Origin of the sequence: Streptomyces sp. NPDC002054 (assembly GCF_040296685.1) — a bacterium.
Lineage (GTDB): Bacteria > Actinomycetota > Actinomycetes > Streptomycetales > Streptomycetaceae > Streptomyces.
This window is the reverse complement of record NZ_JBEOXT010000001.1, coordinates 222,860-248,310: the sequence shown is the minus strand read 5'-3', so window position 1 is coordinate 248,310 and position 25,451 is coordinate 222,860. Positions and strand designations below refer to the sequence as shown.

Here is a 25,451-nt window from a genome sequence, read left to right as displayed (position 1 = left end):
CGCGTTGTCGTCGGTCGCCGACACTCCCAGACGACCCGGGCTATCCGGCCCTGACCCCCCGAACACCCCCTAGCGCCAGCCCGGCCGGGATCACCGCGGAGAGCACCGCTGCCGCCGCGCAGGCGCCCAGCACGGCCCCGAGGGGCTGCCAGGGGACCACGAGGGCGGCGGGTGCCTCCAGCAGGCCCAGGGCGCCCCACAGGCCGAGCAGGTTCACCCCGGCGGCCAGTGCCCCGACGACCGCGCCGACCGTGACGACCAGCAGCGCCTCCCCCGCCACCAGGCGCAGCACCTGCCGGCGGGTGGCCCCGGCCAGCCGCAGGACCTCGAGGTCGCGGAGGCGGTCGGCGGTGGCCATCACCATGGTGTTCGCCACGGCGATGCCGGTGTAGAGCAGGGCGATGCCGAGGACCAGCAGGAAGCCGATCCGGGTGGTGCGCTTGGCCGCCGGGGAGACGGCATCGACCCACTGCTCCTTGGTCGACACGGTGGCACCGGTCCGGTCCGCGGCGCGGGCCAGGGCCGCGCCCACGGCCGTCCGGTCCGCGCCGGCGGCCACCGCCACGTCCACCCGGTCGACGGCGGCACCGGGAGCATTCGCCGGGGTGACCCAGACCCCGTTGTTGCCGGTGCCGGTGTGCAGGACGGCGGCGATCCGCAGGGACTTTCGGGTGCCGTCGCCGAGCCACACCTCGACCCGGGAGCCGACCGTCTTCCGGGCCCATTCCGCGTTGACGATCACGGAGTCGTCGTCGAGGTCCTCGACCCGGCCGGCCGCCAGCGGCAGTGCTGCGGTCCGGGCCAGGCCCGCCGGATCGGCGGCGCGGGCCTCGGAGCGGATCAGGGCGACCCCGTCCTCCAGGGTGTAGAGCGCCGTCCGGGCAGTGGTGGACACCTCGGCGCCGGGGACGGCGCGCAGCCGGTCCAGGGTGGCGGAGTCAAAGCCGGTCCCGCCGGTGACCACGAAGTCGGCGGTGCTCTGGCGGCGGATTTCGGCCGTCTTCGCCCCGGTCAGGGTCGCCGTGGTGCCGAGCAGGGAGCCGGCGAGGGCGACGGTGACCAGCACGGGGGCGGCAACGGCGGCGGTCCGCCGGACTCCGGCGGCAGTGTTCTCCCGGACCAGCATGCCGCCGGCGCCCGGCAGCTGCGCCGGCAGCCAGGCGAGCAGCCGGGTCAGCGGCCGGACCAGCACCGGGGCGAGCAGCGCGAAGGCCACGATCAGCAGCATCGGGCGGCTGGTGTAGGTCTTGCGGTGCGGCAGCTCGGCGGGGTCGGTGAGCAGGGCGTAGGCGAGCAGTCCGAGTCCGGCGGCGAGCAGGGTCAGTCCGCCGGCCCAGCGGCCCCGGGTCATCGCCCCGGTCTCGACGGCGGCGGCCCGCAGCGCCTCGACGGGGCCGACCCGGCCGGCCCGCCAGGAGGCGGTGGCGGCCCCGGCCAGGGCGACCAGCAGGCCGGTCCAGAAGGCCAGGTGGTAGGGCCAGATGTGGTCGCCGATGGCGAACCAGCGCGGGGCGATCCCCTCCTCCGCCAGGCGGCGGGCCAGGACGGGTGCCCCGGCGGCACCGAGCAGGCAGCCGGCCGCCGAGGCGAGCGTGCCGACCAGCACCGCCTCGGCGAGGACCGTCCGGCGGATCTGCGGCGGAGTGGCGCCGGCGGTGCGCAGCAGCGCGAACTCTTTGCGGCGCTGGGCGACGGCGAAGGCGAAGGTGGAGGCGACGACGAAGACGGAGACGAATCCGGTCACTCCGCCGGCCGTGCCGAGCAGGGCATTGACGGCGACCAGGGCCTCGGCGTCACGCTCGGGGTCGGGGTCGGCGTACCGGCGGTCGGTCCCGGTGAGCACCCGGAAGCCGGGCCCGGCCGCGGCCTCGACGGCCGCCGGATCGGCGGTGACGACGAGCCGGTCGATGGCGGGCGACAGGCGGGCGGCCTGGGCATCGGGGTAGAACAGCGCGTTCTCGAAGCCGAGGCCGGGGGCGGTGCCGACCACGGTGACCGGCCCGCGGTCGGTGGTGAGCCGCTGTCCGGGCCGGGCCCAGTCGCCGGTGGCGAGGACCTCGCCCTCGGCCTGTGGAGCGCGGCCGTGCCGGATCTCGTACGGGGCGAAGGCCGCGGTCGACCAGGGGTGGCCGACCAGGTCCCGGGGGGCGCCGGGGGCGCGGACCGGGAAGCTGCGGTCGGCCACGGTGGGGCCGAGCCCGCCCAGCCGGCCGGCGAGGGCGAGCGGCACGGGCCGCGGGTGTTCGAGGGTCCGGGTGCGGTCGCCGATGGGGGTGGGCACCCGCAGGACGTCGGTGCCCTGGACCACCACGGCGGCCCGGGCGAACCGTTCGGGCTGCCGTTCGGGGGCCTCCAGGCTCGCGGCGAGTCCGAGGCCCATGGTGGTGAGGAGGCCGACGCCGAGGGCGAGGGCGAGGAAACTGCCGATGAAGGTGACCCAGCGGGTGCGCAGGGTGCCGAGGGCCGCGGTCAGCACGGGACGGCCTCCGGGCGGGCCGGGGCGGACTCCAGGCGGGTCATCCGGGCCGCGATGGCCTCGGCATTCGCGCCTGCGCCTGCGCCTGCGCCTGCGAGCTCTCCGTGGATCCGGCCGTCGACCAGGAAGACCACCCGGTCCGCGTACGAGGCGGCAACCGGGTCGTGGGTGACCATGACCACGGTCTGCCCTTCGGTGTCCACCATGGCGCGGAGCATCCTGAGCACCTCCCGGCCGGTCTGCGAGTCGAGCGCGCCGGTCGGCTCGTCGCCGAACAGCACCTCCGGGCGCGTGATCAGGGCGCGGGCCAGGGCCACCCGCTGCTGCTGGCCGCCGGAGAGCTCGGTCGGACGGTGCTTGGCGCGGGCGCCGAGGCCCACCCGTTCCAGGACCTCGCGCACCTCGGCTCCGGCGGGCCGGCGGCCGGCCAGGCGGAGCGGCAGAGCGACGTTCTGTTCGGCCGTCAGCGCGGGCAGCAGGTTGAAGGCCTGGAAGACGAATCCGATCCGGTCCCGGCGCAGCAGGGTCAGCCGGGTCTCGCTGAGCCCGGTGAGCTCGGTACCGCCGACCGTCACGGAGCCGGAGGTGGGCCGGTCGAGGCCGGCCGCGCACTGCAGCAGGGTGGACTTGCCGGAACCGGAAGGGCCCATGACGGCGGTGAAGCTGCCCCGGGGGAGGCTCAGGGAGACCCGGTCCAGGGCGGTGACGGCGTGGCCGCCGGTGCCGTGGACCCGGCTGACCTCCCGCAACCGGACCGCCGGAGTGCCGGGTGTGCCGGGTGTGGCGGATGTGGCGGATGTTCCCGAGGCCGTGTTCAGCGCATCGTTTCGCATGGCCTCCACTCAACCGGCGCGGCGGGCCCGGCACATCACGCCTGGACCGAGTCCCGGGGGTGGGGCAGGCCCTACCCCCGGGGTCGGTTCAGGCGGGCTTCGGCCGAATCCGCGGACGGCTGCGCCGCAGGTGGACACCACCGGCATGGCCGCACTCTGCACACATGCGGTCACGGCGGGTGACCGGAATTGGTGCCGCCGGGAAGCGCGCGCGGCCAACGTGAGCAAGACTCCTGTCCGTTATCCGGCACAACCAACCGAGGAGTGTTCGCAATGCGATCCATCGCACGCAGTCTGGGGCTTTCGTCCGCCGCCATGGCGCTCACCGCGGTCACCGCGCTGGCCGCCTCCGGCCCGGCCGGCGCGGCCCCGGCCGGCACCGAAAGCCTCTACGCGCCGTCGGCGCTGGTGCTCTCCCTCAGCGCCGGTGAGGACCCGGCGTACGGGACGGTGCTGCGGGCGGTCACCCTCTCCTGCATGCCCGGCCCGTCCGGCACGCACCCGGCCCCGGCCGCCGCCTGCGCCGAATTACGCGCGCAGCAGGGCGAGTTCTCGGCGATAACCGAGGGCGGCCAGGAAATCGCCTGTACCCGGGAGTGGGACCCGATGTCGGTGACGGCGGCCGGGGTCTGGGAGGGCCAACTGGTCAGCTTCGAGCACACCTTCGCGAACCCGTGCGCGTTCCGGGCCGGCAGCGGCGTGCTGTTCGGCTTCTGACGGCGGCCGGTCACTCCGGTCACGGGTCCGGCCGGCGGCAGCGGCCGGACCCGTGACCACTCGCCCAGCTCAGCCCAGCTCGAGGCTGGTCACCCCGTAGAGCCCGGCCAGGTCCACCTCGGGCGCGGGCCCGGTGTACATCCGGGCGGTCTCGAAGGTCGGTGCCAGGCCGAGCTCGGCCATCAGGGGCGCCGCAGCCGGGTTGGCATCGGGCACGTCCAGGGCCACGGCCCCGCCGGGCACCCGGCCGGCCAGCCCCCGGATCAGCGCGGCAGCAACGGCGGGCGTGGCGGCGTACAGGGGTCCGATCCGGGCGGCTGTGCTGCTCGGACGGACCACGCCGAGGCCCTCGATCCGGCCGTCGCGGACGACCGCGAGCCCGGTCCGGCCGGGGAGTCCGGTCCAGGCGGCGAGGAAGGCGTCACGCGGCTCCGGGAAGAACCGGCGGTCGTACGCGGCGAGTCGGGCGAAGGGCAGCGAGGCGGCATCCACCACCTCGAAACCTCCGGCACCGGCACCGGCGGCGGCGCCGAAGAGGGGGCCGGAGGGGCCGGAGCCCTGCGGCACCCCCTCGTAGCGCATATTGGTCCAGGCCGGACGGAACCCGGACGTGCGGTAGTTGTCCTGCTGCTCGACCACCCCGTCGAGGCCGATCAGCCGGCCGTCCAGCCGTTCCATGCCGGCCCGCCACAGCTGGATCCCGTACCCCTGGCCGCGAAACGCGGGCCGGGCGATGTAGAAGCCGATGAAGCCGAACCCGGCGCCGTAGCGGACGGCGGAGATGCAGGCCACCGGCTCCCCGTCGAGCCGCCCGACCAGGAAACCCTCCGGATCGGCGACGGCGAACGCGAACCGGTCGGTGTCCCCCGGGTTCCAGCCCTCGTCATCGGACCAGTCCCGGAACAGTGCCATGTCGGCGGCGCTCGCGCCGGCGATCTCGAATCCCGTCATGGCGGGTGTTGTACCAGACCCCGGCCGGTCCGCGGGAACAGCAGCAGCCGGATCGCGTCACCGGTCAGTGGCCGCCGCGGGGTTCCTGGCAGCCGCCTTCCATGTAGGGGCCGTGGGCCTCGACCCGGGGCGGAGTGTCCAGCCGGCCGGTGACACAGGCACCCGAGCCGTCGACGAAGAAGGCGAAGCCCAGGGCGCCGCCGGAGCGGAACACCTCGCCCGAGGCGGTCGGGTAGCCGAGCTTCTCCAGTGCCTTCCGGAGGTCGGCCTCGGTGGCCGGGGTGGTCTTCCCGGCCCCGGCCAGGGACTTGGTGATCCGGGCGGCGTGGGCCCGGCCCGTGCACTCGGCCTCGGGGCTCAGCTCGCCCTTCGTCTTGTAGGCGTGGTTCTCGGCGTACTTGGCCGCCTCGGGGTCCACCGGGCCCCCGGTCGCCCCGCTCGCCGACGGGCTCGCCGCGGCAACGGCGTCCTTGCAGCGGGCGACGATGTCCGGGAACTGCCGGTCGTGGCGCTGCTGTGCCGCGGCGGCGGACGCCTCGGCCGCGACCACGTAGTCGGGCTTGGCCGACGGGGCCGCGGAGGCCGGGGCGGAGCCGCCGCCGGCGCCGTCCGAACCGGCCGTGGTTCTGGTCGTACCGCAGGCGGTCAGCGCGAGCAGTCCCGCGGTGAGGACGGCGGCAGCGGCGGTGAGGGGGGCGGGGCGGCGTATCACGCGGATCTCCAGGCGACCGGACGGGCACGGCGGACAGCCGATTATGCCTGGCGCAGCGGCGAGTTCGCCCGGTTAGACCCCTCCGCCGTGAGGCATGCTCCCAGCGCAGGTAGGTGGCAGGCACAACAGCAGGCAGGGGGGCGCGGTGCTCGTCGAGAGTCGCGCGGCGCGGCAGGTCGCGGTGGTCTTCTACGGACTGACAGTGCTCGGCGGTGCCGGGCCGGCGCTGGCCGCCGTGCTGCTGGTGCCCCTGCCCGGACTGCTCGCCGCGGGCCTCGGGCTGCTGGCCGGGGCGGCCGGCACGCTCGGTCTCACCGCCCGGTTCGCCACGGCCGGCCGGGAACTGCAGACGCTGCTGGCCTCGGTCGGTCTGGTGTGGGCGGCGACGGCGGGCCTGGTGTTCACGGCCTGGTAGGGCCCGCGCCGGGCGCCCCGCGTATTCCGGTGGCCAACGCCATCCGGGAGTTCGTACAGTCGCGCTATGGGAAAGCCGCTCGTCGCATTGCTCAGTGGGGCCGGAATGTCCACGGATTCCGGAATTCCGGATTATCGGGGGCCGAACGGGCTCTGGAAGCGCGACCCCGAGGCCGAAAAGCTCGTCACCTACGCGTACTACATGGCGGACCCCGAAATCCGGCGGCGCTCCTGGCTGATGCGCGCCGAGGCCGCCGCCCGGAACGCCAAGCCCAATGCCGCCCACCTCGCCGTGGCCGAGCTGGAGCGCGGCGGGACCCCGGTCCGGGTGCTCACCCAGAACGTGGACGGCCTGCACCAGCTCGCCGGACTGCCCGACCGGAAGGTCTTCGAGCTGCACGGCACCACGCGGGCCGTGGTCTGCACCCGCTGCCACGCCCGGTCCGGCATGGACGAGGCGCTGCGCCGGGTGGCCGCCGGGGAACCCGATCCGGCCTGCCTGGGCTGCGGCGGGATCCTGAAGTCGGCCACCGTCATGTTCGGCGAGCGGCTGGACCCGGAGGTGCTCGCGCAGGCCATGGCCGTGGCGAAGGGCTGCCAGATCTTCATCGCCGTGGGGACCACCCTCCAGGTACAGCCCGCCGCCTCGCTGGCCGGGATCGCCGCGGAGCACGGCGCCCGGCTGATCATCGTCAACGCCGAGGAGACCCCGTACGACCCGCTCGCCGAGGAGGTCGTACGGGAACCCATCGGTACGGCGCTGCCGAAGCTGCTGCGGCGGATCGCCGCCGACGGGTGACGGACGCCTAGCCGCCGTCGGCGGCCTTCCGCATGGCCGCCACGTCCAGCTTCTTCATCGTCAGCATGGCCTTGGTGGCCCGGGCCGCCCGTGCCGGGTCCGGGTCGCGGAGCAGTTCCATCGCCTCGGCCGGGGTGACCTGCCAGGACACCCCGTACTTGTCCTTGAGCCAGCCGCAGGCGACCCCCTGGCCGCCGTCCTTGGTGAGGGCGTCCCAGTAGTAGTCGGCCTCCGCCTCGTCGGCGCACTCGATCATGAAGGAGACGGCCTCGTTGAAGGTGAACTCCGGCCCGCCGTCAAGGGCCACGAACTTCTGCCCGTTGATCTCGAACTCGACGGTCACGACCGAGCCGGGCTCACCCGGTCCCGCCTCCGTGTAGTAGTCGATCCGGCCGATCCTGCCGTCCTTGAACACCGAGACGTAGTACGCGGCAGCCTCCTCGGCCTTGCCGTCGAACCACAGGCACGTGGTGAACCCGTTGCCGCTCATGACTGCCTCCTGGCGAGTGGTGGACCTTCTCGCACATACAGACCGGCCCCGGGCCCGAAATTCATCGGTGACCCGGGGCCGGACCGGCAGAAGCATTCGTACGGGTTACTTCCCGAGCATCCGGTCGACGACCTTGGCGGTGGCGTCGCCCCGGTCGAGGTCGGCGAAGCCGGCCCGGAAGGCGGCCCGCGCCCCGGCGTACTCCGCGCCCAGCGCCTCGGCATTGCGCACCGCGGCGATCAGGCTCTCCGAGTCCTCGAGCAGCGGGCCGGGGGCCTTCTCCTCGTAGTCGAAGGTGAAGCCGCGCAGGGTGTCGCGGTAGTGCTTCAGGTCGTAGGTGAAGAGCAGGATCGGCTTGTCGGTGAGCGCGAAGTCGCACAGCACCGAGGAGTAGTCGCTGATCAGGACGTCGGCGACGAGCAGCAGGTCGGCGGTGTCGGGCCAGCGGGAGACATCCACCACGAAGCCGTCCCGGACCGAGTCCCGGAGCTGCTCGTTGACCCGGTAGTGACCGCGGACCAGCAGGACGTGGTCCTCGCCGAGCTCGCGGCGGGCCGCGTCGAGGTCGATGCGCAGGTCGAGCTTGTAGCCGCCGCTCCAGCCCTCGCGGTTCTCGCGCCAGGTCGGGGCGTACAGGACGACCTTCTTGCCCTCGGGCAGGCCGAGTCGGCGGCGGACCTCTGCGGCCCGGGCCTCGTCCCGGTTGACCAGGGCGTCGGTGCGCGGGCTGCCGACCTCCAGCACCTCGCCCTTGAAGCCGAGGGCGCGGGTGAGGACCGGGGTGGCGAAGCTGCTCGGGGAGGCGAGCAGGGTCCACTGGGCGCTGTCGTGCTCCAGCGCCTCCAGTACACCGGGGCTGGTGTAGTAGTCGTGGATGAAGTCGTGGCCGATCTGCTTGAGCGGGGTGCCGTGCCAGGTCTGGACGACGGTCTGGCCCTCGCGGCGCTTGAACCAGCCGGGGACGCTGTCGTTGGTGACGAAGTACCGGGCGCGGGCGAGCAGTTCCCAGGCCTCCTGGGAGGCCGGGTCCACGGCGCGGGCGGTCGCGGGGACCTCGGCGCGGCCGTCGTTGACCAGCCAGATGTGCTCCAGCTGCTCACCGCGGCGGACCAGCTCGCGGTGGATGGCGAGCGGGGAGTCGCCTGCGGCGTTGCCCTGGAAGGTGGAGTACACGACCACGTCGCGCAGCGGGGCGGTGCGCAGCTGCGGGTAGGTCTCGTCGCGCATGACGCGCTGGTGGAACCGGGCGCGGTCGTGCGGGGTGCGCAGCGAGTCGGCGACCAGGGCCATACGGTCGTAGAAGCGGGCCTCGACCCGCATCCGGCGGCCGTCGACCGTGGCCGCGACCGGGCCGGCGCCCAGGGCGGGGGCGATCATCTGGACCGGGGCGCCGCGGTCGACGCCGAGCAGGCCCGCGGTGGTGCCGGCCTGGCTCATCGGGCGCAGGGTCGGCCACCAGCGGCCCTCGGGGAGGGTGGTGTTCCCGGCGAAGGCCTCCGGCAGGACCGGCTTGAAGACGGCCTCGAAGCGGCCGTCCGCGGTGCTGACCGGGTAGCTGTACTCCTCGCCGCGCCAGTTGTGCAGGACGAGCTCGTACTCGTCGTCGGCGGGCTTGTGGAAGACGCCGCCGAGGGTGAAGACGCCGTCCTCGGCGCTCGCCCGGTCGACCAGCGGCGGCGAGGGCTGCATGCAGAACTGCAGGAAGCCGACGGCGGTGCGCTTGAGGAACAGGGAGCGGCCGGTGGTGTCGCCCGGGACGGGCACGACCAGGCCGTGGAAGCCGCCGCGCTCGTCGTGCGCGAGGTCCAGCCGGGAGCCGTCGCCCTTCTCGATGCACAGGCTCCAGGGCTCGGGGGTCCAGTGGCCGGGCTCGACCTCGCGGTCGGGTACGGCGGCGAGGTCGGCGACCGGCACCCGGGTGGTGAAGGGGGTGCGGCCGTTGCCGGCGAGGGCCCCGAGCTCCAGCGGGAAGGTGAGGACGGTGCCGGTGGCCTGGTGCTCGGCCCGCAGGACCGCGCCGTCGCCGGGGTTCTGTGCGAGTTCGCCGGCTACCGAGACGGAGCCGCTGCCGACGGGCTTGGCGCCGAGGACGCGGGCCTTGACGTTCTCCACCTTCAGGGAGAGGGCGTTGCCGGCGGTGGCGGCGACGATCCGGACGTCCTGGTTCACCCAGTGGGCCGGCGGGGCCTGGGCGCTGTCGTGCTCGCCCGCCTTGAGCCGGGCCTGATAGGGGATCGCGACGTCCTTGACCACAATGGAGGCGTTCCAGACGCCGTCCTGCCACTCGCCGCCCTGCTGGAAGGTGGTGGGGTCGAGGACGGCGGTGAAGCCGGCCCAGTCGGCGTGGCGGAGCGCGAGGTGCGCGTGGTTGGCGCTGACCTGCGGGTTGGCGATCGTACGGGCGCCGACGACCACCTTGCGGCGCTGGCCCTTCTCGCGGAAGACGAGCTTCTTGCGGGACCGCAGCCGGCTTTCGGCGCCGAGCTGGCCGGGGAAGCCCCAGCCGCGGAGCAGCAGCTTGCCGTCGGCCCAGGCGACCGTCTCCAGGCCGCTGACCAGGCGGCGCTCGCGGCGGCCGACGGCGAGCAGCGCGGCGGGGACGGGCGGGCGGCCCTGGAGGAAGGGGTAGTCGGCCTGCGGGCGGGCGAAGCCCTTGACCGGGATGCTCCAGGAGAATTCCTCCTGGTGCTCGAGCAGGGCGATGAAGTCCTCGACTCGGCCCTCGCGGGCGAAGTAGGCCTTGAGGCGGTCGCCGACGGCCAGGTCGGCCCACGGCTTGGTGCCGATCTCGCGGACCAGGCTGCCGACGTCCTTGACGAAGGCGGCGCGGAAGTCCTCGCCGCCCTCCGGGACGTACTTGTAGATCAGCGGGAGCTCTTCGATCAGTACGTTGTAGTCGTATTCGCGCAGGTACTTGGCGTACTCGGCGCCCTCCTTGCCCTTGAGGGCCTCGCGGACCAGGCGGACGGAGGTGACGCGGTCGGTGAGGGAGACCGGGTCGGTGGAGCGCTGGGTGATGGAGCGCTCACCGGTTTCCCGGACCCGCCAGTGGTAGACGACGTCGCTGAGGATGTCCACGCTGCCGGCGAAGTAGTGCGCGGGGATGCTGACCGGGGCGTCCTCGTAGAGGATGCCCTCCGGGTACTGGAAGCCGTGCTTGTCCCAGAAGGTCCGGCGGTAGACCTTGTTCCAGGCGGTGCGGTCGGTGACCAGCGGCGCGAACTTCGAGATGTGGGTCTTCAGCCGGGTCTTGGCAAAGGGTGCCTTGTGGCCCCAGGACTGGTTCATGCCGACGGAGCGGAACCGCAGCACGTTGCCCGCGACGAAGTCGGAGCCCGTCCCGTCCAGCGTGTCGATCATCAGCTGGTAGGCGTTGTCCGGCATGGTGTCGTCACTGTCGACGAAGGCGAGGTACTCGCTGCCCGCGGAAATGTGCCGGGCGCCGACGTTGCGGGCGGCGCCGAGCCCCGCGTTCTCCTGCATGACCAGGCGGAACCGCTTGTCCTTGGCGGCGAAGGCCTTGGCGATCACGGCGCTGGAGTCGGTGGAGCCGTCGTCGACCATGACGACCTCGAAGTCACGGAATGTCTGTGCCGCGAGGGATTCCAGGCACTCGTCGAGATAGAGCTCGACGTTGTAGACGGGGACGACGATGCTCAGGCGCGGGGACATGGGGTGCGGGCTCTCCAGCGGATTTTGTCAGTCAATGATCAGCTAAGTACAACATCTTACGCGGTAATGACTTTGTGAAATCCTGGCGAATGGGGTCATATAACGGCAGGTCGGCGGGGCGGGTGGCCAGATTTAAGCCACCCGCCGCCGGACTGTGACCCGCTGGTGACAGCTCCGTCGAAGAAGCTCAGACCTCGAGCCCCGCCTCGATCTTCTTCAGCTGGTGCCGGGCCATCGCCATATTGGCGCGCTTGTTGTCCAGAGCCAGGTACAGGAACAGCCCCTGGGCGCTGCGCCCCTTCAGCAGCCGGATCAGGTGGTACTGCGTGCCGAGGGTGATCAGGATGTCTTCGATCTCGTCCTGGAGTTTGAGCAGCTCCATGGTACGGACCTTCGCGCGGACCACATCGGTGTTGCCGGCGGCGGCGACGTTCAGGTCCAGGTCCTTGCCGCCGCCGGCCATGCCGAGGGCCATGCCGCTGCCGTAGTCGACCAGGGCGGCGCCGAGGGCTCCGTCGATGGTGGTGATGGCTTCCTTGAGGACGGCGTCCACGTTGGCCATGGGTTTTCTCCTTCAGACTTATCTGGTGGGTGGTGCCGGAGGCATACGGGCCTGCCGGCGTACGGGGGTGTGAGGGTTCAGGGGCGACCGCCGGGACCCCGGCGGCCGAGGGTGTCGTCGATGACCTCGGCGATGTGCAGGCTGGAGCGGCGGGCCTCCAGATGGAGGCGGCCGACGTTGGCGCGGGGTTCTGCCATCAGGGTCAGCACGGCCGCCTCGCCGGCGGCGTAGGTGGCGACGTAGCCGTTTTCGCCGCGGACCAGAAGTTCACGGAAGCCGCCCTGGCCGGTGGTGTCGGCGAGCCGCTGGGCGACGCCGAGGGCAGCGGCGGTCAGCGCGGCCACGGCTTCGGCCTCGGTGGCGGCGGTGTCCCGGGCCAGTACCAGGCCGTCGGCGCTGGCGGCGAGGGCTCCGGTGAGCTGGGGGACGCGGGCCCGCAGCCGCCGGAGCTCGGCGAGTATCTCGGCTTCGGCTTCGGCAGGCACCATCACCGTTCTCCTTTCGGGCTGGCGCCGGTCCGCGCGTGGGCGCAGCGGGAGCCTCACAGGCTTGCCTCCAGTGCGTCGCGTAACCGTCGGAGCAGCGCCACGTCCGGGCTCTGGGCCTCGGTGACCCAGTCGGGCAGGGGGGCCGCGGCCGGCCGGGGGACCGGCGCGTGCGGGGTCTCGACCAGTCCGGCCGCGGCGAGCCGCCGGACATCGAGGAGAGTGTGGAAGGCGGGCCGGCCGAGGGTCCAGGCGAGTTCGGCCGGGGTGCGTATGCCGTCCGTATGGCGGAGCAGGGCCCGTTGACGGCAGGTCACCGTCTGGCCGGGGGCGGCCGGGCGGGGCACCACCGGGGCGGTGTCCAGGGCCGGATAGGGCCAGACCGCGTCCAGCAGCTCGCGGCGGCGCCGGGTCTCGCGCTCCACCGCGGCGGCCGGGACGGAGTGGACGGAGCCGATCCAGTGGGTGGCGCCGCGCCGGAACCGGGAGGGTCCCGAGCCGGGCGAGAGGGCGAAGAAGGCGGCGTCGTACATGGCGGCGATATGGCAGATCTCCAGTTCGCCGCCGGCCAGGCCGCCGCTGTCGACCAGGAAGCGGGCCACCTGGCGGCGGGCTCCGGCCCGGTCCACGGCCTCCCGCCAGCGCTCGGGGGTGAGCCCGCCGCCACTGGTGAGGAGCACGTCCAGGCCCGGAGTGGCCGGGCTCTCCGCGTGCACGATCCGGCCGTCTTCCAGGAAGAGGGTGCCCCGGTCGCGTAACAGGGCGCCGGTGGCGCGTTCGGCGGCGAGCCGGGTGAGCAGCGGGGAGACCACGGCGGGGTCGGGGACGGTGAGTTGGGCACCGGTCATGCGTGTACCGATCATGGGTGTGCCGGCTATGGAGGTGCCGGTCAGGGGTCTGCCGGTCATGGGTGTGCCGGTCATCTGAGTACCAGTCCCTCGGCCAGGTCGCGGAGTCGGATGCGGGCGAGGGCGAGGTTCCCGTCGGCGCGGTCCAGCCACAGGTGCAGGAAGACGCTGCTGTCGAAGCTGGTTTCTACGAAGCGCAGCACGTGGTAGCCGCTGCGGGTGGTGACGATCAGGTCCTCGACGGGCGGTCCGCCTGCTCCGGGCGGCTCGGGCGACTCTGCGCCGGCGGCCTGCTCCGGCGGGACGGCCGCGAAGGACTCGTATTCGGCCGCCGCCCGGGCCAGTTCGGCGGTTTCGGCCGCGGTGGTCTCGTGGTCGCCGACGGGCGACTCCCCCACGGTCCCCAGGGCCAGCCCGCTGCTCCAGTCCACCAGCGCTGCCCCGCGGGCACCGGGCAGCGTCATGGCTTCGAGCAGGCATTCGTCAATCCCGGGCACGCGGGCTCCCCTCCCGGCCAAATGTCCGTAGCGCACGGTCGTACGGCGGCGACAGAGAGGAACTTACTCAACTTCCACACTGCGGAAGGGTGTTCTGGCATTTTCCAACGGAACATGCACGGAAGCGGACCGGGATTGGCCGAATCCGGCTGGGATGGATCAAGAAGCAAGCGGAAGACCGTCCGACAGCCGGAACGCCCCGCCCTCGCGCTGCACATAGCCCTCGTGGCTCAGGGTACGCAGCAGGTGGTACACGGTGGGAAGCGGAATGCCGGTCAGCCGGGCGAGCCGCTTGGCCGTCGCACCGCCTTCGGCGTGCATCGCCTCCACCAGTCGCAACGCGCGCTGTACGGAGCAGATCAGGGTGGGCGCGCTGTCCCGGTCCCTGGCGTCGTCCTTGAACTCGTCCTTGAGGTCGTCCTTGTGATCAGTGCTGCCCATGAGTGGTCCCCCTGCTTCTGTACGAGGCCTGGCAAACCCATCAAAGTGGCTCAGCCCCGCCAAAACCAAGCTGACTCGCGTAAACCTGAGCATAAGATCAACTATTGCCCGGTCGGTCAGCCGCGGTTACGCCGGCCGATCAGGTCGCCGGCCGCACCGAGCGCCAGGCCCAGGACGATCAGCACCGCATGGCCGAGGACCTCGTGGCCGTCCGGAACCAGGAAGCGGACGAAGCCGAAGAAGCGGATCCAGCCGAGCCATTCGTGCAGCAGGCCGAAGGCGCCGCCCACGACGAGGACGAAGGCGGCGATCCCGAACAGGGTCTTGAGCGGGTGCGACGGTGCGGAGTTCGCATCGGAGGAGGTCATGCCCCGACCGTAGGCGGGGGCGGGCCGGACCGGCGTCGGCCCTCCGGTGGCGGTGCCTCGACCAAGGATGGCGGCCGGGACCGGGCCTGTCGTACTTAAGTATCCGATCGGGGCGCGGACCCGGCCGCTGCCGTCCGCCCCGCGTAGATTCCGCGGTATGCACACCCTCCACCGGACCCGCCGTGACTGGGCCGCCGACCTGGGACTGTTTGTCTTCGCTTGCTGTTTCGCCGCCCTCACCACGCAGGCCGTGCCGGTGCCCGCGGATCTCTCCCCCGCCTGGCGGGCGGCGGATCTGCTGGCCGGTGCGCTGGGCTGCCTCTCGGTGTTCCTGCGGCGGCGATGGCCGGTGCAGCTCGCCGTGGTCCTGCTGCTGGGCGGCGCCTGGGCGCACTACCTGACCGGCCCGGCCCTGGTGGCGGTGTTCACGGTGGCCGCGACCCGGCCGTGGCGGGTGACGGCCTGGGTGACCGCGGTCGCCTTCGCCCCGCTGCCGGTGTTCCTGGCGCAGCTGCCGGGGATGGCGGAGGACCGGGCGGGCTCGGCCCTGACGTACTTCACGCTGATCGCGGCGGCGATCGGGTGGGGCCTGTACCGGCGGTCCCGGCGGCAGCTGGTGGATTCACTGCGGGAACGGGCGGAGCTGGCGGAGGCCGATGCGGCGCTGCGGGCGGAACGGGCGCAGCGGCAGGCCCGTGAGGAGATCGCGCGCGAGATGCACGACGTGCTGGGGCACCGGCTGTCGCTGCTGAGCGTGCACGCGGGGGCGCTGGAGTTCAACCCGTCGGCGCCGCGGGACGAAATCGCCCGGGCCGCGGGTGTCATCCGGGAAAGCGCACACCAGGCGTTGCAGGACCTGCGCGAGGTGATCGGGGTGCTGCGGTCCCCACCCGGGGAGTTCGGCGACCGTCCGCAGCCGGATCTGGCCGGGATCGCGGAACTGCTGGCGGAGTCCCGGGCGGCGGGCATGCGGGTGGAGTGCGGGCCCCTGCCGGCGGACCTGCCCGCGCCGGCGCCCGCCGTCGGCCGGGCCGCGTACCGGATCGTGCAGGAGGCGCTGACCAATGCGCGCAAGCACGCGCCGGCGGCCCCGGTCCGGCTGTCCGTCACCGGCGGCCCGGGCCGGGGGCTGACGGTGGAGGTCGTCAACCCGTGCACGCCGCCGCCGGCGGGGACGGGCACGGGCACGGCAGCGACGGTGGCGGAGCCCGGCGGGCAGGGGCTGCTCGGGCTGGGCGAACGGGCCCGGCTGGCCGGGGGGCGGCTGGAATACGGGGTGGAGAGCCGGGAGTTCCGGGTGGCGGCCTGGCTACCCTGGGGGCCGGCCGACCCAGAACCGTGAGGTGCCCCTGATGCCCGTGATGCCCGTGATCCGGCTGCTGCTGGTCGACGACGACCCGATCGTGCGGGCCGGGCTACGCCTGATGCTCGGCGGGGCGCCGGAGGTGGAGGTGGTCGGGGAGGCCGCCGACGGGGCGGAGGTGCCCGCGCTGGTCGCGGCGCACTCCCCTGACCTGGTACTGATGGACATCCGGATGCCCGGCACGGACGGGCTGGCGGCGACCGAGGCCCTGCGGGCCCGGCCCGGCGCGCCCGAGGTGATCGTACTGACCACCTTCAACACGGATGAGCACGTGCTGCGCGCCCTGCGGGCCGGGGCCGCAGGGTTCCTGCTGAAGGACACCCCGCCACAGGAGATCGTGTCCGCGGTGCGTCGGGTGATGGCCGGGGAGCCGGTGCTGTCCCCGGCCGTCACCCAGGCACTGATCGACCAAGTGGCGGGGCTGACCGGCCGCGATGCCCGGGCCGAGGCCGCCCGGGCCCGGCTGGCCCTGCTGGCGGACCGGGAGCGGGAGGTCGCGCTCGCCGTCGGACGCGGCCGTTCCAATGCGGAGATCGCGCGCGAGCTGTACCTGTCGCTGCCGACCGTGAAGACCCATGTCTCGCGGATCCTCACCAAGCTGGACCTGAACAACCGGGTCCAGATCGCCCTGCTGGTCCACGACGCGGGCGAGTCCGGCGTCGGCTGAGGCGCGCGCCGCGCCTCAGCGCGCCGCGCCGCCTCAGTCCTCGGACCGTTCCGGCAGCAGCCGTTCCACCATCGCGTCGATCAGCCCGTCGACCGGGTAGCGGGCCAGCAGTTCGGGTGCGGTCAGGTCGTCCACGATCAGCCCGAGCATGGCGAGGTAGAGGAGCACCACTCCGGTGCGGTCGCCCGGCAGGCCGGCGTCCAGGTGCCAGGTCACGTTGGCCTCGAGTTCGAGGCCCTGGAACGCGGCGAGTTCCTGCTGGAGTTCGGGCCGCCGGGTGCCTTCCAGGCGCAGTTCCAGCATGGCGATGTGGACGCTGCGTTCCCGCCGCATCCGGTCCACCAGGTCCCGCAGCAGGGCCGCGGTGTCCAGCGGGCCGGCCAGCGCGGCCTGGTCCGGGACCAGGCGCTCGCGGGTGCGGCGCAGGATCTGGCCGAGCAGCTGGGACCGGTTGGCGAAGTAGTTCGACGCCGTGCCGGTCGGGACGCCGGCCTCCTTGTCCACTGCCCGCAGGGTGAGTCCGCGGGAGCCCTCGCGGGCGAGGACTTCGATGGCGGCGTCGAGCAGCGCGGCGCGGCGTTCGGGGTTCTGGCGCATGGTGGGTCCCTGGTCCCTCGGAGGAACGGCAACCCGCACAGAGTACTGCAAGTGCAGTACTCCGGGTGGGCTGTACGCCGCCCTCTCCCCAGCCGCCGTTCCGCGTGACACGCTGCCCGCCATGGAGAGGATCATCCACGAGATACGCGCGGACCTGGACCGGCGCATCGCCGCCGCCGCGGACCGGCTGACGGACCGCACCCTGGCCGAGGATCCCGCGTACGCCGCCCTGCTCGGCCGCGCCGAACTGCGCGAGCGGATCCACCACAACCTCCGCCAGGCCGTCGACGGCCTGGTCCGCAGCGTCCGCGGGCTGCCCGTGGACCTGGCCGACGCCCGCGCCACCGGAGTGCTGCGCGCCGAACAGGGGCTGCCCCTCACCTCACTGCTGCGCACCTACCGGCACGGCGGCCGGCTGCTCTGGCAGGCCCTCACCGAGGCGGTGACCGCGCACGACAGCTCCGGGCTGCCCCGGCTGCTGCCGGCCGCCGCCGTGCTGTGGGACGTACTGGACCAGCTGACGGATGCCGTCGCCGAGGCCTACCGGCACACCGAGGCGGCCCGCAGCGCCCGCGACCGGGAGCGCCGCGCGGCTCTGCTGGACGCCCTGCTGGACGGTACCGGGGCGGCCCGCGGGCTGGTGTCGGAGGCGGCGGCGCAGCTGGGGCTGGCCGAGCGGGGCCGGTTCGCGGTGGTGGTGCTGGTGCCGGGCTCCGGGGCCGGTTCCGGGGCCGAACCGAAGGCCGGGCCGGGCGGGCCCCGGGTGCTGTGGCGGATCCGGGCCGACGGGGAGACCGGGCTGGTGGATCTGGGCGGGCACCCGCTGGATTCCGTACGGGAGTTGCTGGCGCCGCTCGGAGCGCGGGCCGGGGTCAGCCCGGTGGTGGAGACGCCGACCGCGCTGGCCCGGGCCCGCTGGCTGGCCGGGCTGGCGCTCCGTACCGCCGCCGGCTCGACGGCCCCGCGCACCGCCCTGCTGGACGAAGCCCTGCCGGCGGCGCTGGTGGCCGCCCAGGGCGAACTCGCCGACCGGCTGCGGCAGGTGGTGCTGGGGCCGGTGCTGGCGCTGCCGGGCGAGGACTGCCGGGTGCTGCTCAGCACCCTGGGCACCTGGCTGGCCTGCCGGGGCTCCACCACCCACGCCGCACAGCGGCTGTTCTGCCACCGCAACACCGTCTCGAACCGGCTGCGCCGGCTGGAACAGCTGACCGGCCGCACCCTGGCCGATCCGGCCCAGGTGGTCGAACTGGCCCTGGCCCACGCGGCAGTCCTGCAGAGCGGCCACGCCTGAGGTGCGCGCACCGGGGCCGTGCTCTAGCGTCGAAAGGGCGGGGGCGACCCATGCGTAGAGCCGGTCGCCTCGTATTCGCGGATCGTGTGACCGACCGAGAGAGCAGGTGCATTCGCATGCGTCCGTCGACTCGTATCCCGGCCCGTATCCCCGGCATCCTGGCCGGCCTGGTCCTCGCCGTCGGCGGCTTCGTCTTCGCCGCCCCGGCCGCCCAGGCGGACCAGCAGGCCTGCGAGAGTTACGTCTCGCAGCACGTCGGCAAGGACAGCGCGGAAATCAAGGACGCCGCCCGGCAGGCGTGCTACGAGGGCCAGATCGGCAACCAGACCAGCTGCACCGCCAGCCTCGAAGCGGCCGGTGTCTCCAGGGCCACCTCGGACGAGGCCTGTGGGAAGGCTCCGAAGTAGCACCCGAAGCAGCATCCGGAGCAGGAGCGGTCACCCGCCGGTGGTCACCGGCGGTTTGGCCGATTCCAGCAGGTAGGGGACGTCGATCACCGCGACTCCCGGGGTGAACAGCAGGCGGGCCTTCAGCCGCAGCGCGTTCTGGTTGTGCAGGGGCTGTTCCCACCAGTGGCCGACCACGAACTCCGGGATCACCACGGACAGCATGTCGGTCGTCTCCTCGGCCGCGAGTTCCTCGATGTGCGTCAGCACCGGGCGGATCACCTCCCGGTAGGGCGAGTGCAGGATCCGCAGCGGTACGCCCGGGTCGTGCGCCTCCCATGCCTCCCCCAGCCGGGCCGCCGCCTCCTCGTCGGCGGCCACGCTCAGCGCGGTGAGGGTGTCCGGGCGCAGTGCCTGGGCGAAGCCGAGGGCCTTGAGGGTGGGCGCGTGCACCGCGGCCACCAGCACCACCACATGGTGGTGGACGGGCCGCTCCGGGCGGACGCCGGGGGCGACCGCGACCTCCCGGGCGACCTGGTCGTAGTGACGGCGCACCCCCTTCATGCCGAGGAAGAGCAGCGGCATCGCGATGACCACCAGCCAGGCGCCGTGGGTGAACTTGGTGATCAGGACGATGACCAGGACCACCGCGGTCATCACCGCGCCGACCGCGTTGATGGCCCGCCTGCGGTGGATGTGGATGCGCTCGGCGGCCGGCGTGGCGGGGTTCGCGAGCTCCCGCTTCCAGTGCCGGACCATGCCCGACTGGGAGAGGGTGAAGGAGACGAAGACGCCGATGATGTACAGCTGGATGAGGCGGGTCAGCTCGGCGTCGAAGGCGACGATGAGGGCGATCGCGGCGAGCGCCAGCAGCACGATGCCGTTGGAGTAGACCAGCCGGTCGCCGCGGTTGAAGAGCTGGCGCGGCGCGTACCGGTCCCGGGCGAGGATCGAGGCGAGCATCGGGAAGCCGTTGAAGGCGGTGTTCGCCGCGAGGACCAGCACCCCTGCGGTGACGGCCTGGAGCAGGTAGAAGAGGAAGTGCCAGTCGCCGAAGGTGGCGCGGCCGATCTGCGCGAGGGCCGTGGACATGGGGGTTCCGGGCGGCAGGCCCAGTTCGGTCGGATCCGCGGCGACGTGGACCCGGTAGACCATGGCGAGGATCGTGATCCCGAGGAACATGGTGGCCGAGAGGGCTCCCATGGCGGCCAGGGTGTTCGCGGCGTTGCGGCTCTTGGGCGGGCGGAAGGCGGGGACTCCGTTGCTGATCGCCTCCACTCCGGTCAGTGCGGTGCAGCCGGAGGCGAAGGCGCGCATCGCGAGCAGTACCAGGGCGATTCCGGTGAAGGTGCCCTCCGCGATGATCGGCAGGTCGGCCGATTCGGCGCGGATGGTGTCACCGGTGGCCATCCGGACCGCGGCGATGGCGAACATCAGGTAGATGACGAGGACGAACCCGTAGGTGGGGAGGGCGAAGACCCGCCCCGACTCGCGGACCCCGCGCAGGTTCATCACCGTCAGCAGCACCACGAAGCCGACGGACAGGCCGACTTGGTGGTCGGACAGGGCGGGGATGGCGGAGGTGATGGCGGCCACGCCGGAGACCACCGAGACGGCCACGGTCAGCACGTAGTCGACGAGCAGGGCGCTGGCGGCGGTCAGCGCGGCGGTCTGGCCGAGGTTTTCGGCGCTGACGACGTACGCTCCGCCGCCCCCAGGGTAGGCGTGGCAGGTCTGCCGGTACGAGGCGACGACCACCACCAGCAGGAAGACGATCGCGGCGGCGTCGTACCAGGCGAGGTGCAGCAGGGCCACTCCGCCGAGGGCGAGGATCAGCAGGATCTCCTCGGTGGCGTACGCGACCGAGGAGAGCGGGTCGCTGCAGAAGATCGGCAGGGCGAGCCGCTTGGGCAGCAGGGTCTCGCCCAGCCGGGCGCTGTCGAGCGGTTCACCGACCAGCATGCGTTTCGGGTTGATGCGCCTCATTCAGGAATGATCAACCCGTTTGGATCGATTCAGTTGGCGTGACACACACCGAGCTCCTCGGCCCTGTGTGCGAGCCACAGGTCGTGGCGGGCGCTGGGCGACTGCAGCAGGGAGCGCTCCAGCAGCACTTCGATCCTGGTCAGCCGCTTGCGTGCACCGGGTACGGAGATCCCGAGCGCGGCTGCCGCCGGGACCAGCCGGGCGTCGTGGCGCAGCCAGACCCGGACGGTGTCGCGGGCGCCGACCGGGGCGTCCGGGCCGGTCAGCGGCCGGAGGTGCCGGTGGGCCCAGCGGGTCAGGCTGGAGTGGCTCAGCACCTCATCCAGGGAGGCCGCGCAGCTCTCCGCGGGGCGGGGCGGGGCCCCGCCGGGGGTGAGCCGCAGGGCCAGGGAGAGTGCCGCCTGGTCGGGCAGCCGGGCCAGGTCCAGGCCGAGGAGTTCCTCCACCAGCCGGATCCGGGTGGCCAGGGTGTTCCGGTGGATCTTCAGCAGCCGGGTGGCGTGCGAGGTGAAGTTCAGCCAGGCGTGCGCGGTGGCGCGCAGCTCCTGCGCGCCCGGGTCCTGAGGCCGCCGGGGCGCATAGCCGTGCAGGGGCGCCAGCATGGTCTCGGCCCAGCCGGCCCCTGCCGTGTGGGCGGCCAGGGCCAGCTCGGGGCCGGGCCCGAACCGGGCGTACCGCTGCACCCGGCCGCGGGCCACGGCGAGGGCGTGGAAGGCCTGGGTGTAGGCGGCCGGGGCGTCCCGCAGCCCGGTCACCTCGCTGACCCCGGTCACACTGTCCCGGGCCGTGGCCGAGAGCGCCGCGGCGAGCGGGTCGTGGCCGGTGGGGGCGGTCGCCGTGCCGTCCAGCGGCACCAGCACGATCAGGTGGCGGACGTAGACCGGGCAGCGCACGATCCAGGCGCGCCCGCCGGTGAGTTCGGTGCACTGCCGGAGCACCTCCTCGCGGGTCCCCGGGCGGCATTCGACGACGTACATCCGCATCGGGTCGGGCAGCGAGGGGGTCAGCGCCTCGGCGACCTGGTGGGCGAGGGAGAGCCGGCCGTCCATCAGCAGGTGCAGCACCGCCTCGCGGGCCCGGGACTCGGCCACCCGGGCCCGGTCCTCGCGCCGGGCGGCCTCTTCGACCCGGCGCACCAGGGACAGCGGTACGGCGGTGTCGGCGAGCAGGACGGACGCCCCCGGCGGGTAGGGGCGGGGCAGGACGGCGGCCAGTGCGCTGCCCTCGTCCAGCGCGAAGAGCAGGGCGGTGGCGGCCGGGCCGTCCAGCACGGCCGAGCGGACCCCGCGGGCGGCGAGTTCGGCGGCGGCCCGGGCGGCGAGCTCCGGTTCCGGGCAGCTGGGCGGGCCCCCGGCTTCCACCACCCCGGTCCAGCCGGCCAGCCGGACGGACAGCCAGCGCAGCAGTGCGGCCGAGCCTCCGGTGTGCGCGAGCCGGTGGGCCTTGAGGATGTCGTCGGAGCGATTCCAGGGCTGGATGGCACGATCCCTTCGATGCGGGTCGGGCGCATTCAATCACCGGGCGCACACTGTGCGCTGTGATACCGATCTCCTTGAACGACTGGGCAGAACGAATCCTGCAACAGGCCGCGTGCCCGCCTAGGTTGGAGCACGAGCGGACGGGATCCCGGTGTTCACGGGGGAGCACCGGGATCCCGGCTCGCGCACGGATGCGTACGGGCAGGTCACATGCGGGCGGCTGCGCTGCGGACCGCCTCGCGGATCCTGACGTACGTACCGCAGCGGCAGATGTTGGCGATGGCGTCGAGGTCCTCCTCGGTGGGGTCCGAGGTCCGCTTCAGCAGCGCGACGGCCGCCATGATCTGGCCGGGCTGACAGAAACCGCACTGGGAGACGTCCTGCTCCAGCCAGGCCTCCTGCACGGGGTGCAGCGTGTCGCCGTCCGCCAGCCCCTCGATGGTGGTCACCTCCCGCCCGGCGCAGGCCGAGACCGGCACCACGCAGGGCCGGATGTCGGTGCCGTCGAGGTGGCTGGTGCAGGCCTTGCAGACGTCGACCCCGCAGCCGTACTTGGGGCCGCGGATGCCCAGCAGGTCGCGCAGCACCCAGAGCAGGGGGAGATCGTCGGGCGCGTCCACGGTGACGCTCTGCCCGTTGACGGTGAAGGTGTGCGAGGGCACGGGGGCTCCAGTGCTAGCGGGGGTAGGGGGTGAAGTCGACGTCGAAGTCGAGGGGGAAGCTGCGGGGCCGGGTGCCGGTGGCGCGGGCGTAGGCGTTGGCGATGGCGCCCACGGCGGCGGGGACGCCGAGCTCTCCGGCGCCGCCCGGCTCGGCCCCCGGGGTGGCGGGCAGCACGACGACCTTCACCTCGCGCGGGCTGTCCTGCTGGCGGGCCCAGTGGAACTGGCTGTAACTGCCCTCCAGCGGCAGGCCCTTGTCGATGTGCAGGCCCGCCCGGAGGGTGGTGGAGATGGCGTCGGTGAGCCCGCCGAGCATCTGGGCCTCCAGACCGCGGGGGTTGATCGGCCGGCCAACATCCACGACCACCACCGCCTTGGTGACCCGGACCCGCTTGCGGTCCCGGGCGTCGATCTCCACCAGGCAGGCGGTGCGGGCCTTGTACTCCTCGTGGAAGGCGATGCCCTGGGCACAGCCGGGTTCCATGTCCCGCCCCCAGTCGCCTTCGGCGGCGGCCCGGTCCAGGACGGCCCGCTGGGCGTCGGTCTTGAGGAAGGTCCGCCGGAACCGGTACGGGTCCTTGTTCATGCGCCGGGCCAATTCGTCGACCACGATCTCCTCGGCCCCGCGGGTGTTGGCGGAGTACACCGAACGCCAGGACCCGGTGGGGATGCCGGTCGGGACCTCGGTCAGCGCCTGGGTGGTGAGGCCGAAGTGGTACGGGGACTTCACGGTGGTGAGGAACAGGGTCTGCGCGAGGGTGGCGTTGCCGATGCCCAGCGGGAGCTTCGCGGCGGTGGCGGTGATGATCTCGCCGAGGCCGTGCCGGAAGTCGGTTTCGGCGGCGGCCACCCGGTGCTCGAAGGAGAGCACCTCGCCGAGGGCGAAGGTGGCGCGGATCCGGTGGTGGGTGGCGGGCCGCATCCGGCCGTGCCGGGTGTCGTCGACCCGGGTCCACATCAGCCGCACCGGCCGGCGGCAGGCCTTCGAGACCTGGGCCGCCTCCAGCGCGGCGTCGAAGAACAGCCGCCGTCCGAAGGAACCGCCGGCCTGCACCACGCGCACGGTCACCCGGCCCACCGGCAGGCCGAGTTCGGCGGCGATGGTCTGCCGGGCCACGATCGGGGACTTCAGCCCGGACCAGATCTCGGCCCGGTCCTCCCGTACGTCGGCCACGGCGCAGTTGGTCTCCAGCGGGGCGTGGCTGACGAAGGCGAAGTCGAACTCGGCGTCCACGTACGGGGTGAGCAGCGGCGGCACTAGCAACGGCGGGGTGGCGGCCCGGAGTTTGGCCCGGATCTCCGCGTCGGAGAGGTGGTCGGCGGGCCCGGGGCCCCAGCCGATCTGGAGGGCCGCCCGGGCGTCCAGCGCCTGGCCGAAGGTCTCGGCGACCACGGCCACGCCGGTCGGGAGGGTGACCAGGTCCAGCACCCCGGGCATGGCTCGGACGGCGGCTGCGTTGGCGATGGACTTCACGGTGCCGCCGAGGGTGGGCGGCCGGCGCACCACGCAGGGTTTGGCGCCGGGCACGTCCAGGTCCAGGGTGTACTCCTGCTGCCCGGTGACCATGGCGCGGGCGTCCACCCGGCTGGTGGGCCGGCCGACCAGGGTGTGCTTCGACTCGGGCTTGGGGGTGGCGCCGAGCACGATCAGGCCCGGGTCGGCGGCGGCCTCGGCCAGGCTGCCGTAGTCGGCGGTACGGCCGTCGGGGGCGCGGACGGCGCCGTCCGCCGTGGTCAGCCCGGCCGGGGAGAGCTTCCAGCGGGCGGCGGCTGCCGCGACCAGCCGGGCCCGTACGGCGGCGGCGGTGTGCCGGACCGGCCCGTACAGCGAACGGATGGCATTGGAGCTGCCGGTGAGCTGGTTGAAGAGCAACTCGGGCCGGGCATCGTCGAGTTCCACCCGTACGTCGTGCAGGGGCGCGTCCAGTTCCTCCGCGACCAGCATGGCCACGGCGGTGGTGAGGCCCTGGCCGACCTCCTCGCGGGGCAGCCGGAAGCGGATGGTCCCGTCCGTCTCCACGGTGAGCACCAGCATCCCGGCGGTGGGGGCACCGGCCAGGATGAACAGGTCGCCGAGGTCGACCAGGTCGGCGGGTGCCGGAAGGGTCGGGATCACGGCGTGGGCCTGCTGCGGGCCCAGGGCGTCGGCCACGGCCCGGGTGGCGACCGCCAGGGTCGGAGCGGCGACCAGATGCGTAAGAAAGGTCCGTCGGCTGTGCCGCTGCCCTGTCATCTGCTCTCCGTACCGTACGAGTATCAGGTCATTACCGGCACGTAGAGTAGCGAGCGCCCCGGGTGGTGGGAAGCACGGAAACCGGCGTCCTCCGTTCGGGGAACTTCCTGCCCGGGATTGTCCGGCCGCATCCCTTCGCACATCTCGGCCGCACGTGCGGTACGGGCCCTTCGGGAGGCCGGTTTCCGGCCGTAGGACCACCATGGAAGTGAGGGAAAGGAGGTGTGGACACATGGCCACCTATATGGACGTCCACACGGGCATGAAGGGGATCACCAAGGAGCAGTTCGAGGCCGCGCACAAGGCCGACATGGCCATCGAGAAGGAAGAGGGCGTGCACTTCAAGCAGGCCTGGGGCGACCCCGAGTCCGGTCACGTGTACTGCCTGTCCGAGGCGCCGTCCGCGGAGGCAGTCCAGCGGATCCACAAGCGGTCCGGGCACCCGGCGGACGAGATCCATCCCGTACCGCTCAGCATCTCCTGAATCGGCGGGCCTGAATGCCGTTGACCTGAATCGTTCGCA

The 25,451-nt window shown here is 73.1% G+C and carries 24 protein-coding genes and 1 pseudogene; 8 read left to right on the top strand and 17 right to left on the bottom strand.

Annotated elements, in window-relative coordinates:
• Positions 1-40: 40 nt before the first annotated feature.
• Both ABT123_RS01135 and ABT123_RS01130 read right to left on the bottom strand, forming a co-directional pair.
• Positions 41-2,476: an ABC transporter permease gene (locus ABT123_RS01135; protein ID WP_351307845.1), complete on the bottom strand. Its 2,436-nt coding sequence runs from the start codon at positions 2,474-2,476 to the stop codon at positions 41-43.
• Positions 2,470-3,309 carry an ABC transporter ATP-binding protein gene (locus tag ABT123_RS01130; protein WP_351307842.1) on the bottom strand — a complete coding sequence of 280 codons (840 nt, stop codon included), beginning with the start codon at positions 3,307-3,309 and terminating at the stop codon, positions 2,470-2,472. The genes ABT123_RS01135 and ABT123_RS01130 overlap by 7 nt, the downstream gene beginning before the upstream one ends.
• Positions 3,310-3,582: 273 nt before the next feature.
• Here ABT123_RS01130 and ABT123_RS01125 point away from each other — a divergent pair, with 273 nt between their 5' ends.
• Positions 3,583-4,026 carry a subtilase-type protease inhibitor gene (locus tag ABT123_RS01125; protein WP_351307839.1) on the top strand — a complete coding sequence of 148 codons (444 nt, stop codon included), beginning with the start codon at positions 3,583-3,585 and terminating at the stop codon, positions 4,024-4,026.
• A gap of 69 nt (positions 4,027-4,095) precedes the next feature.
• On the opposite strand, the gene ABT123_RS01120 is transcribed toward ABT123_RS01125, so the two are convergent.
• A complete protein-coding gene (locus tag ABT123_RS01120; protein ID WP_351307836.1) occupies positions 4,096-4,977 on the bottom strand; it encodes a GNAT family N-acetyltransferase in 882 nt (293 codons plus the stop codon).
• Positions 4,978-5,041: 64 nt separating this feature from the next.
• Positions 5,042-5,689, bottom strand: coding sequence for a hypothetical protein (locus ABT123_RS01115; protein WP_351307833.1), 648 nt, complete (start codon positions 5,687-5,689; stop codon positions 5,042-5,044).
• A gap of 145 nt (positions 5,690-5,834) precedes the next feature.
• Between ABT123_RS01115 and ABT123_RS01110 the strand changes: the two genes are divergently transcribed.
• Together ABT123_RS01110 and ABT123_RS01105 are read left to right on the top strand one after the other, a co-directional pair.
• Positions 5,835-6,104, top strand: coding sequence for a hypothetical protein (locus tag ABT123_RS01110; protein WP_351307830.1), 270 nt, complete (start codon positions 5,835-5,837; stop codon positions 6,102-6,104).
• Positions 6,105-6,170: 66 nt separating this feature from the next.
• On the top strand, positions 6,171-6,902 hold the full coding sequence (locus tag ABT123_RS01105; protein WP_351307827.1) for an SIR2 family NAD-dependent protein deacylase: 732 nt from the start codon (positions 6,171-6,173) through the stop codon (positions 6,900-6,902).
• A gap of 7 nt (positions 6,903-6,909) precedes the next feature.
• On the opposite strand, the gene ABT123_RS01100 is transcribed toward ABT123_RS01105, so the two are convergent.
• The 8 genes and pseudogenes from ABT123_RS01100 to ABT123_RS01065 form a co-directional block, all read right to left on the bottom strand.
• The gene (locus ABT123_RS01100; protein ID WP_351307823.1) at positions 6,910-7,392 is read right to left on the bottom strand and encodes a VOC family protein; all 483 of its coding nucleotides are present in this window, start codon (positions 7,390-7,392) and stop codon (positions 6,910-6,912) included.
• Between the two features lie 105 nt (positions 7,393-7,497).
• Positions 7,498-11,064 carry a bifunctional glycosyltransferase/CDP-glycerol:glycerophosphate glycerophosphotransferase gene (locus tag ABT123_RS01095; RefSeq protein ID WP_351307820.1) on the bottom strand — a complete coding sequence of 1,189 codons (3,567 nt, stop codon included), beginning with the start codon at positions 11,062-11,064 and terminating at the stop codon, positions 7,498-7,500.
• A gap of 187 nt (positions 11,065-11,251) precedes the next feature.
• On the bottom strand, positions 11,252-11,626 hold the full coding sequence (locus ABT123_RS01090; protein ID WP_351307817.1) for a hypothetical protein: 375 nt from the start codon (positions 11,624-11,626) through the stop codon (positions 11,252-11,254).
• Between the two features lie 77 nt (positions 11,627-11,703).
• Complete coding sequence (locus ABT123_RS01085; protein WP_351307814.1) at positions 11,704-12,114, bottom strand: roadblock/LC7 domain-containing protein; 411 nt, start codon at positions 12,112-12,114, stop codon at positions 11,704-11,706.
• 53 nt (positions 12,115-12,167) lie between these two features.
• Positions 12,168-12,959: a transcriptional regulator gene (locus ABT123_RS01080; protein WP_351308188.1), complete on the bottom strand. Its 792-nt coding sequence runs from the start codon at positions 12,957-12,959 to the stop codon at positions 12,168-12,170.
• 71 nt (positions 12,960-13,030) lie between these two features.
• Positions 13,031-13,456 carry a hypothetical protein gene (locus ABT123_RS01075; protein WP_351307811.1) on the bottom strand — a complete coding sequence of 142 codons (426 nt, stop codon included), beginning with the start codon at positions 13,454-13,456 and terminating at the stop codon, positions 13,031-13,033.
• A gap of 180 nt (positions 13,457-13,636) precedes the next feature.
• Positions 13,637-13,819 (bottom strand): annotated as a pseudogene (locus tag ABT123_RS01070) (helix-turn-helix domain-containing protein); the annotation flags it as partial.
• Between the two features lie 194 nt (positions 13,820-14,013).
• A complete protein-coding gene (locus tag ABT123_RS01065; RefSeq protein ID WP_351307808.1) occupies positions 14,014-14,265 on the bottom strand; it encodes a hypothetical protein in 252 nt (83 codons plus the stop codon).
• A 157-nt stretch (positions 14,266-14,422) separates the two neighbouring features.
• On the opposite strand from ABT123_RS01065, the gene ABT123_RS01060 reads away from it, so the two are divergent.
• Together ABT123_RS01060 and ABT123_RS01055 are read left to right on the top strand one after the other, a co-directional pair.
• Positions 14,423-15,607: a sensor histidine kinase gene (locus tag ABT123_RS01060; protein WP_351307805.1), complete on the top strand. Its 1,185-nt coding sequence runs from the start codon at positions 14,423-14,425 to the stop codon at positions 15,605-15,607.
• Positions 15,608-15,626: 19 nt separating this feature from the next.
• Positions 15,627-16,295: a response regulator transcription factor gene (locus ABT123_RS01055; RefSeq protein ID WP_502970823.1), complete on the top strand. Its 669-nt coding sequence runs from the start codon at positions 15,627-15,629 to the stop codon at positions 16,293-16,295.
• A 33-nt stretch (positions 16,296-16,328) separates the two neighbouring features.
• Here the strand turns inward: ABT123_RS01055 and ABT123_RS01050 are convergent, their stop codons facing one another.
• The gene (locus tag ABT123_RS01050; RefSeq protein WP_351307801.1) at positions 16,329-16,892 is read right to left on the bottom strand and encodes a TetR/AcrR family transcriptional regulator; all 564 of its coding nucleotides are present in this window, start codon (positions 16,890-16,892) and stop codon (positions 16,329-16,331) included.
• Between the two features lie 121 nt (positions 16,893-17,013).
• Between ABT123_RS01050 and ABT123_RS01045 the strand changes: the two genes are divergently transcribed.
• Both ABT123_RS01045 and ABT123_RS01040 read left to right on the top strand, forming a co-directional pair.
• Positions 17,014-18,183, top strand: coding sequence for a PucR family transcriptional regulator (locus tag ABT123_RS01045; RefSeq protein WP_351307798.1), 1,170 nt, complete (start codon positions 17,014-17,016; stop codon positions 18,181-18,183).
• Between the two features lie 116 nt (positions 18,184-18,299).
• On the top strand, positions 18,300-18,590 hold the full coding sequence (locus tag ABT123_RS01040) for a hypothetical protein (protein WP_351307795.1): 291 nt from the start codon (positions 18,300-18,302) through the stop codon (positions 18,588-18,590).
• A 30-nt stretch (positions 18,591-18,620) separates the two neighbouring features.
• Here the strand turns inward: ABT123_RS01040 and ABT123_RS01035 are convergent, their stop codons facing one another.
• The 4 genes from ABT123_RS01035 to ABT123_RS01020 form a co-directional block, all read right to left on the bottom strand.
• On the bottom strand, positions 18,621-20,555 hold the full coding sequence (locus ABT123_RS01035) for an APC family permease (RefSeq protein WP_351307793.1): 1,935 nt from the start codon (positions 20,553-20,555) through the stop codon (positions 18,621-18,623).
• A gap of 29 nt (positions 20,556-20,584) precedes the next feature.
• Positions 20,585-22,069 (bottom strand): PucR family transcriptional regulator, encoded by a 1,485-nt coding sequence (locus tag ABT123_RS01030; protein ID WP_351307791.1) that lies wholly within the window; start codon positions 22,067-22,069, stop codon positions 20,585-20,587.
• A gap of 170 nt (positions 22,070-22,239) precedes the next feature.
• Positions 22,240-22,695 carry a (2Fe-2S)-binding protein gene (locus tag ABT123_RS01025; protein WP_351307788.1) on the bottom strand — a complete coding sequence of 152 codons (456 nt, stop codon included), beginning with the start codon at positions 22,693-22,695 and terminating at the stop codon, positions 22,240-22,242.
• Between the two features lie 13 nt (positions 22,696-22,708).
• The gene (locus ABT123_RS01020; RefSeq protein ID WP_351307785.1) at positions 22,709-24,928 is read right to left on the bottom strand and encodes a xanthine dehydrogenase family protein molybdopterin-binding subunit; all 2,220 of its coding nucleotides are present in this window, start codon (positions 24,926-24,928) and stop codon (positions 22,709-22,711) included.
• Between the two features lie 232 nt (positions 24,929-25,160).
• Between ABT123_RS01020 and ABT123_RS01015 the strand changes: the two genes are divergently transcribed.
• On the top strand, positions 25,161-25,412 hold the full coding sequence (locus ABT123_RS01015) for an SCO4226 family nickel-binding protein (protein ID WP_351307782.1): 252 nt from the start codon (positions 25,161-25,163) through the stop codon (positions 25,410-25,412).
• The last annotated feature ends 39 nt before the right edge of the window (positions 25,413-25,451 follow it).

Excerpts from the sequence above, each read along its gene's own strand:
- ABT123_RS01130 (WP_351307842.1), bottom strand. The coding sequence starts at position 3,309 with ATGCGAAACGATGCGCTGAACACGGCCTCGGGAACATCCGCCACATCC.
- ABT123_RS01125 (WP_351307839.1), top strand. The coding sequence starts at position 3,583 with ATGCGATCCATCGCACGCAGTCTGGGGCTTTCGTCCGCCGCCATGGCG.
- ABT123_RS01120 (WP_351307836.1), bottom strand. The coding sequence starts at position 4,977 with ATGACGGGATTCGAGATCGCCGGCGCGAGCGCCGCCGACATGGCACTG.
- ABT123_RS01105 (WP_351307827.1), top strand. The coding sequence starts at position 6,171 with ATGGGAAAGCCGCTCGTCGCATTGCTCAGTGGGGCCGGAATGTCCACG.
- ABT123_RS01100 (WP_351307823.1), bottom strand. The coding sequence starts at position 7,392 with ATGAGCGGCAACGGGTTCACCACGTGCCTGTGGTTCGACGGCAAGGCC.
- ABT123_RS01095 (WP_351307820.1), bottom strand. The coding sequence starts at position 11,064 with ATGTCCCCGCGCCTGAGCATCGTCGTCCCCGTCTACAACGTCGAGCTC.
- ABT123_RS01090 (WP_351307817.1), bottom strand. The coding sequence starts at position 11,626 with ATGGCCAACGTGGACGCCGTCCTCAAGGAAGCCATCACCACCATCGAC.
- ABT123_RS01085 (WP_351307814.1), bottom strand. The coding sequence starts at position 12,114 with ATGGTGCCTGCCGAAGCCGAAGCCGAGATACTCGCCGAGCTCCGGCGG.
- ABT123_RS01080 (WP_351308188.1), bottom strand. The coding sequence starts at position 12,959 with ATGACCGGTGCCCAACTCACCGTCCCCGACCCCGCCGTGGTCTCCCCG.
- ABT123_RS01065 (WP_351307808.1), bottom strand. The coding sequence starts at position 14,265 with ATGACCTCCTCCGATGCGAACTCCGCACCGTCGCACCCGCTCAAGACC.
- ABT123_RS01060 (WP_351307805.1), top strand. The coding sequence starts at position 14,423 with ATGCACACCCTCCACCGGACCCGCCGTGACTGGGCCGCCGACCTGGGA.
- ABT123_RS01055 (WP_502970823.1), top strand. The coding sequence starts at position 15,627 with ATGCCCGTGATCCGGCTGCTGCTGGTCGACGACGACCCGATCGTGCGG.
- ABT123_RS01050 (WP_351307801.1), bottom strand. The coding sequence starts at position 16,892 with ATGCGCCAGAACCCCGAACGCCGCGCCGCGCTGCTCGACGCCGCCATC.
- ABT123_RS01045 (WP_351307798.1), top strand. The coding sequence starts at position 17,014 with ATGGAGAGGATCATCCACGAGATACGCGCGGACCTGGACCGGCGCATC.
- ABT123_RS01040 (WP_351307795.1), top strand. The coding sequence starts at position 18,300 with ATGCGTCCGTCGACTCGTATCCCGGCCCGTATCCCCGGCATCCTGGCC.
- ABT123_RS01035 (WP_351307793.1), bottom strand. The coding sequence starts at position 20,555 with ATGAGGCGCATCAACCCGAAACGCATGCTGGTCGGTGAACCGCTCGAC.
- ABT123_RS01020 (WP_351307785.1), bottom strand. The coding sequence starts at position 24,928 with ATGACAGGGCAGCGGCACAGCCGACGGACCTTTCTTACGCATCTGGTC.
- ABT123_RS01015 (WP_351307782.1), top strand. The coding sequence starts at position 25,161 with ATGGCCACCTATATGGACGTCCACACGGGCATGAAGGGGATCACCAAG.